Here is a 6,389-nt window from a genome sequence, read left to right on the forward strand (position 1 = left end):
TTTATCCATGGGGGTGTGACCTGTTCAGGGGTGGTGGTGCGTGTTGGTTAGGGTCCCCCCGCGGGCGTGCAAGTGGGCCGCCTTCCCGCTGTCCACGGCCGCCGCCGCCCGCTCGACCCCGGCGGCCAGCGCCTTGTGCACGTCGGTGTCGGCATCGCCCACGCCACGCGAGAGGTCGTAGGCCACGATCGCCGCCGCCGAGTTCAGCAGCACCGCGTCACGCACCGCGCCGGTGTCTCCGGCCAGCACCGAGCGGGCGACCCCGGCGTTGACCTCGGCGTCGCCGCCGCGCAGCGCGTCCAGCTCAACGCGCGGGATGCCGATGCGGGCCGGGTCGACGGTGGTGTGGCGCTTGCGGCCACCCGCGACCACCCACACCTCGCTGACATCGGAGGTGGTGAGCTCGTCGAGACCGTCGGCGCCGCGCACCACCAGCGCGCCGGCCCCGCGCTCGGCGAACACCCCGGCCACCACCTCGAGCAGTTCGGGGAAGGCGCAGCCGATGAGCCCGGCGCGCGGCCGGGCCGGGTTCGTCAGCGGGCCGAGCACATTGAAGACGGTGGGGATGCCGATCTCCCGGCGCGCGGCGCCGGCGAAGCGCAGCGCCGGGTGGAAGACGGGGGCGAAGCAGAAGCCGATGCCGACCTCGCGCACGCAGCGGGCCACCGACTCCGGGCCGAGGTTCAGCTTCACCCCGAGCGCCTCGAGGACGTCGGCGCCGCCGCTCTTGGAGGAGGCCGCGCGGTTGCCGTGCTTGACCACCGGCACGCCCGCGGCGGCCACCACGATCGAGGACATGGTGGAGATGTTCACCGAGCCGGACCGGTCGCCGCCGGTGCCGACGATGTCCACCGCGTCACCGTCGATGCTCACCAGCCGCGCGTGCTCGAACATGCCGCGGGCCAGGCCGTCGAGTTCGGCGGGGGTGGGCACCTTGATCTTCATGGCGACGCCGAAGGCGGCGATCTGGGCGCTGGTGGCGTTGTCGGACATGATCTCGTCCATCACCCATGCGGTGTCGGCGGCGCTCAGGTCGCGCCCGTCGGCGAGCGCGCCGAGGATCTGCGGCCAGGTGCGCGCACTGTCCCGCCCGGCCGTTCCGGCTTGCGCTTGCGGGAGCCCACCGCTCATCTTCTGTTCCTTCCGGCACCCGTCCCCGCCGAGCGGCGCGGAATCGCGTGCGCATCGAGATCCGACACGTGAACCGGGGCGTGGCCGGTTCCGACGAGCAGCCTAGTGCGCGCCGACCGCCGAGGGGACCTGGTATTCGGTACGGCGCCGGGGCGGGTGCGTCCCGGGGTTCGGGGCGAGACGCGGGCTCACCGGTCCACGGGCGCGGGCTGCATCACATCCCAGCCGTCGGCGTGCCCGTCGTGGCGCTGGGCCAGTCCGGCCATCCGCGAGCGCTCCTGCGAACAGTGCAGCGCGTCCACGAGCTGGCCGCGCCACAGCACCAGCCGCATCCACTCGCCCTCGGGCGCGGGGGAGCCGGGGGCGGGCGCGTAGCCGTCCTGCGCGGCGATCTCGCACACCCGCTGGACCTGCCCGGCGGGCACCCGCAGGTGGTGGCGCAGCAGGGCGGGCCGGGTGGCGTCGAGTCCGGTGGCGCGCGCCAGCGCGGCGGAGCAGGCCTCCGCGTCGTCGAAGCTCTCGGCGACCACCACCAGATCGGGCCGGCCGGGATGCAGCGGTTCCCCGGCGGCGCGCCCGGCCAGCCGCCGCCAGATCCGCCCGATCGGTGAACGTCCGGCCATCGTCGCCTCCTCGCTCCCGCGTCTCAGGATTTCCACATATGGGCCTGTCATGCTTGGCACGGCCCCGGTCCATCGGCGGGTGGTCGAGTCGATCTTCCCACCTGCCTTTTCCGACACGTCGGGCCCACTTTCCGACCCCGGTACTCGCGTCGTACTACGAAGAGTCATACTTACCCCTGTGACGACCGCAGTAGGGACCCCAGGATCGGCCATTACTCAGCGTGTGCATTCGCTGAACCGGCCCAACATGGTCAGCGTCGGTACCATCATCTGGCTGTCGAGCGAGTTGATGTTCTTCGCCGGCCTGTTCGCTATGTACTTCGTGGCGCGCGCGCAAGCGCAGGGCAATTGGCCGCCGGAACCGACCGAGTTGAACCTCGCGCTCGCCGTGCCGGTCACCGCCGTGCTGGTGGCGTCGTCGTTCACCTGCCAGATGGGTGTGTTCGCCGCCGAGAAGGGCGACGTCTTCGGCCTGCGCCGCTGGTACCTGCTCACCCTCGCCATGGGCACCTTCTTCGTGCTCGGCCAGGGCTACGAGTACATCCACCTGGTGGAGCACGGCACGTCGATCTCCAGCAGCGCCTACGGCTCGGTGTTCTACATCACCACCGGCTTCCACGGCCTGCACGTCATCGGCGGCCTCATCGCCTTCGTCTTCCTGCTGATCCGCACCAAGGTCAGCAAGTTCACCCCGGCGCAGGCCACCGCCGCGATCGTCGTGTCGTACTACTGGCACTTCGTCGACATCGTCTGGATCGGTCTGTTCGCCACGATCTACTTCGTTCGCTGAGTTGCCGGGGACCGGTCGCCGGACGAGACGGCGCCCCGGACCCCACACTTCGCACAAAGTCGGTTCCGTCTACTCCAAAGGGACACAGATGAGTTCATCTCCCCCGTCAGCGCCAGAGCCCGCCAGCCCCGGGAACGGCCAGGCCAGCAAGACCCGCAAGCAGCGCCGCGCCCGTCGTCGCGTCGCGGGCGGGCTCGCGCTCCTGGTGGGCCTGGTCGGAGCCGGCTTCCTCGCCACCGCGTTGACTCCTGAGCCCCAGGTCGCCACAGCACATCAGGACCAGTCCGCGTTGATCCGCGAGGGACAGCAGCTCTACGACACCTCCTGCGTCACCTGCCACGGTGTCAACCTGCAGGGCGTGCCCGACCGCGGCCCGAGCCTCATCGGCGTCGGTGAGGCCGCGGTCTACTTCCAGGTCTCCTCCGGCCGCATGCCGCTGGCCGCCAACCAGGCCCAGGCCCCGCGCAAGCCCGCCAAGTTCGACGCCCAGCAGATCGACGCGCTCGGCGCCTACATCGCCGCCAACGGCGGTGGCCCCAGCGTCGTCCGCGACGAGAACGGCGAGGTCGCCCAGGAGTCGCTGCGCGGTGACGACATCGGCCGCGGTTCGGAGCTGTTCAGGATGAACTGCGCGTCCTGCCACAACTTCACCGGCAAGGGCGGCGCGCTGTCCTCCGGCAAGTACGCCCCGCCGCTGGCGCCCGCCAGCGAGCAGCAGATCTACGCGGCCATGCTGACCGGCCCGGAGAACATGCCCAAGTTCTCCGACCGCCAGCTGACCCCGGAAGAGAAGCGCGACATCATCGCCTACATCAAGAACGCGACCGAGGAGGCCACGCCCGGCGGCTACGGTCTCGGCGGGTTCGGACCCGCGACCGAGTTCATCGCCATCTGGGTCGTCGGCATCGTGCTGACCGTCGGTGCGGCGATGTGGATCGGATCCCGATCATGAGTGAACAGGAGCGAGACGACGTGAGCCGGCCGGACGAGGGGCCCGAACTGTCGAAGAAGCCGGTGAACACCCCGGCCGATCCGACCGAGGAAGAGCTCGACGCGATGACGCGCGACGAGCTCGTCGAACTCGGCACCAAGCGCGACGGCGTGAACGTCGTCTACCGTGCCGAGCGTTTCCCGGTCCCCGGTACCAGGGCGGAGAAGCGTGCCGAGCGCCAGATCACCTTCTGGTTCGCGGTGTCCGGCCTGGCGGCCGCGGCGCTGGTCGGCGTGTTCCTCTTCTGGCCCTGGGAGTTCAAGGGCTACGGCGAGGAGGGCCACACCGCCTACTCGCTGTTCACCCCGCTGGTCGGCCTGACCTTCGGCATCTCGGTGCTGGTCATCGGCATCGCGGTGCTGCTGATCCGCAAGAAGCTGATCCCGGCCGAGATCTCGGTCCAGGAGCGTCACGACGGCCCCTCGCCCGAGGTGGAGCGCCGCACCCTGGCCGCCCAGCTGCAGGACGCCGCGGAGACCTCCACCCTCGGCCGCCGCAAGATGATCACCCGCACCGCGGGCGTCGGCGTCGGCATCCTCGGCATCGGCTCGCTGCTGGTCTTCGTCGGCGGCATGGTCAAGAACCCCTGGGCCAAGCGCGAGAAGTCGCCGCTGTGGGTGTCCGGCTGGACCCCCGACTACCCCGGGGAGACCGTCTACCTGCGGCGCGACACCGGTCGCCCGGAGGACATCGTGTTGGTGCGTCCAGAGGATCTGGACGCCGGTTCCATGGAAACCGTGTTCCCGTGGAAGGAATCCTGGCGCGGCGACAGCCACGCGACGCTGCAGTCGCTGCGTGGCATCCGCAACGCCGTCATGCTGATCCGTCTGCGCACCGAGGACGCCGAGAAGGCGATCAAGCGCAAGGGCCAGGAGAGCTTCAACTACGGCGACTACTTCGCCTACTCGAAGATCTGCACCCATCTCGGCTGCCCGACCTCGCTCTACGAGCAGCAGACCAACCGGATTCTGTGCCCCTGCCATCAGTCGCAGTTCTCGGCGACCGAGTGGGGTAAGCCGATCTTCGGTCCCGCCGCTCGTGCGCTGCCTCAGCTGCCGATCACCGTCAACTCCGAGGGCTTCCTGGTCGCCAACGGCGACTTCATCGAGCCGCTCGGACCGGCCTTCTGGGAGCGTCGTTCATGAGCCCTTCAGTCGCAGCCCAAGCCAACGGGGTGGACGAGCGGTATCGCGCCGCCGCGTTCGTGAAGCGTTCGATCAACAAGGTCTTCCCGACCCACTGGTCGTTCCTGCTCGGTGAGATCGCGCTGTACGCGTTCATCATCCTGTTGCTGTCGGGTGTCTACCTGACCCTGTACTTCGACCCGTCGATGGCGCACGTGACCTACAACGGCGCCTACCAGCCGCTGCGCGGCGTCGGCATGTCCCGTGCGTACGAGACCGCCCTCGAGATCTCCTTCGAGGTCCGCGGCGGCCTGTTCGTCCGCCAGATCCACCACTGGGCGGCCCTGCTGTTCGCGGCGTCGATCATCATCCACCTGTTCCGCATCTTCTTCACCGGCGCGTTCCGCAAGCCGCGTGAGGGCAACTGGGTCATCGGCTCGCTGCTGCTGATCCTGGCGATGTTCGAGGGCTTCTTCGGCTACTCGCTGCCCGACGACCTGCTCTCGGGCACCGGTCTGCGGGCCGCCTTCTCCGGCATCACCATCGGTGTCCCGGTGATCGGCACCTGGCTGCACTGGCTGATCTTCGCAGGCGACTTCCCGGGCGACATCATCATCCCGCGCCTGTACGTCGCGCACGTGCTGCTGCTGCCCGGCATCATCCTTGCCCTGATCGCCGCCCACGTGGCGCTGGTCTGGTACCAGAAGCACACCCAGTTCCCCGGCCCCGGCCGCACCGAGAACAACGTGGTGGGCGCGCGCATCGTGCCGGTGTTCGCCGCCGACCAGGGCGCGTTCTTCGCCTTCACCCTCGGCATCGTCGGCATCATGGGCGGCGTGCTGCAGATCAACCCGATCTGGAACCTGGGCCCGTACAACCCCTCCCAGGTCTCGGCGGGTTCGCAGCCCGACTTCTACATGATGTGGACCGACGGCATGGCGCGCCTGATGCCGCCGTGGGAGCTCTACCTCGGCCGGTACACGATCCCGGCGGCGTTCTGGGTGGCGCTGGTCATGGGCCTGGTGTTCACCGTGCTGGTGGCCTACCCGTGGATCGAGAAGCGGCTCATCGGCGGCGACGACGTGCACCACAACCTGCTGCAGCGTCCTCGCGACGTGCCGGTCCGCACCGCGATCGGCGCCATGGCGATCGCGTTCTACCTGGTGCTGACCCTGTCGTGCATCAACGACATCATCGCGTTGAAGTTCGACATCTCGCTGAACGCGACCACCTGGATGGGCCGCATCGGCCTGCTGGTGGTGCCGCCGCTGGCGTACTTCATCACCTACCGGTTCTGCCTCGGCCTGCAGCGCAGCGACCGCGCGGTGCTCGAGCACGGCATCGAGACCGGCGTGATCAAGCGCCTGCCGCACGGCGAGTACATCGAGGTGCACCAGCCGCTCGGCCCGGTCGACGAGCACGGCCACCCGATCCCGCTGGAGTACCAGGGCGCCGCGGTGCCCAAGAAGATGAACAAGCTCGGCCTGGCGGGCAAGCCCGGCACCGGCTCGTTCCTCCGCCCGGACCCCAAGGAGGAGTCCGACCGCAACTTCGAGCTCGAGCACGAGGCCGAACACGCCCAGCTCGCGGCTCTGGAGAAGGTGCAGGAGGAGGCCAGGAGCGGCTCCACGCCCGCGCACTGATACGCGGCGAACAGCGAAAGGCCCCCCCCCCCCCGGCCCGGGGGCGGGGGGGGGTTGGGCCCCGCGGGGCCGGGCGGGGGCGCGGCG

At 69.7% G+C, this 6,389-nt stretch carries 6 protein-coding genes; 4 read left to right on the forward strand and 2 right to left on the reverse strand.

Annotation, left to right across the window (positions count from 1 at the left end; all coding sequences use genetic code 11):
* Positions 1-24: 24 nt before the first annotated feature.
* Both trpD and QH283_RS28135 read right to left on the reverse strand, forming a co-directional pair.
* A complete protein-coding gene (gene trpD / locus QH283_RS28130) occupies positions 25-1,131 on the reverse strand; it encodes an anthranilate phosphoribosyltransferase (RefSeq protein ID WP_280505949.1) in 1,107 nt (368 codons plus the stop codon).
* A gap of 188 nt (positions 1,132-1,319) precedes the next feature.
* The gene (locus tag QH283_RS28135; RefSeq protein ID WP_280505950.1) at positions 1,320-1,754 is read right to left on the reverse strand and encodes a hypothetical protein; all 435 of its coding nucleotides are present in this window, start codon (positions 1,752-1,754) and stop codon (positions 1,320-1,322) included.
* A gap of 178 nt (positions 1,755-1,932) precedes the next feature.
* Between QH283_RS28135 and ctaE the strand changes: the two genes are divergently transcribed.
* The 4 genes from ctaE to qcrB all read left to right on the forward strand — a co-directional run bounded on the left by ctaE (position 1,933) and on the right by qcrB (position 6,302).
* Positions 1,933-2,544, forward strand: coding sequence for an aa3-type cytochrome oxidase subunit III (gene ctaE, locus QH283_RS28140; protein ID WP_280505951.1), 612 nt, complete (start codon positions 1,933-1,935; stop codon positions 2,542-2,544).
* An 88-nt stretch (positions 2,545-2,632) separates the two neighbouring features.
* Complete coding sequence (gene qcrC, locus QH283_RS28145) at positions 2,633-3,496, forward strand: cytochrome bc1 complex diheme cytochrome c subunit (RefSeq protein ID WP_280505953.1); 864 nt, start codon at positions 2,633-2,635, stop codon at positions 3,494-3,496.
* Positions 3,493-4,680, forward strand: a complete 1,188-nt coding sequence (gene qcrA / locus QH283_RS28150) for a cytochrome bc1 complex Rieske iron-sulfur subunit (RefSeq protein ID WP_280505954.1) — start codon at positions 3,493-3,495, stop codon at positions 4,678-4,680. The genes qcrC and qcrA overlap by 4 nt, the downstream gene beginning before the upstream one ends.
* Positions 4,677-6,302 (forward strand): cytochrome bc1 complex cytochrome b subunit, encoded by a 1,626-nt coding sequence (gene qcrB / locus QH283_RS28155; protein WP_280505955.1) that lies wholly within the window; start codon positions 4,677-4,679, stop codon positions 6,300-6,302. The genes qcrA and qcrB overlap by 4 nt, the downstream gene beginning before the upstream one ends.
* Positions 6,303-6,389: the final 87 nt, after the last annotated feature.

Origin of the sequence: Nocardia farcinica, from assembly GCF_029867845.1 — a bacterium.
GTDB classification, from domain to species: Bacteria; Actinomycetota; Actinomycetes; order Mycobacteriales; family Mycobacteriaceae; genus Nocardia; species Nocardia farcinica_A.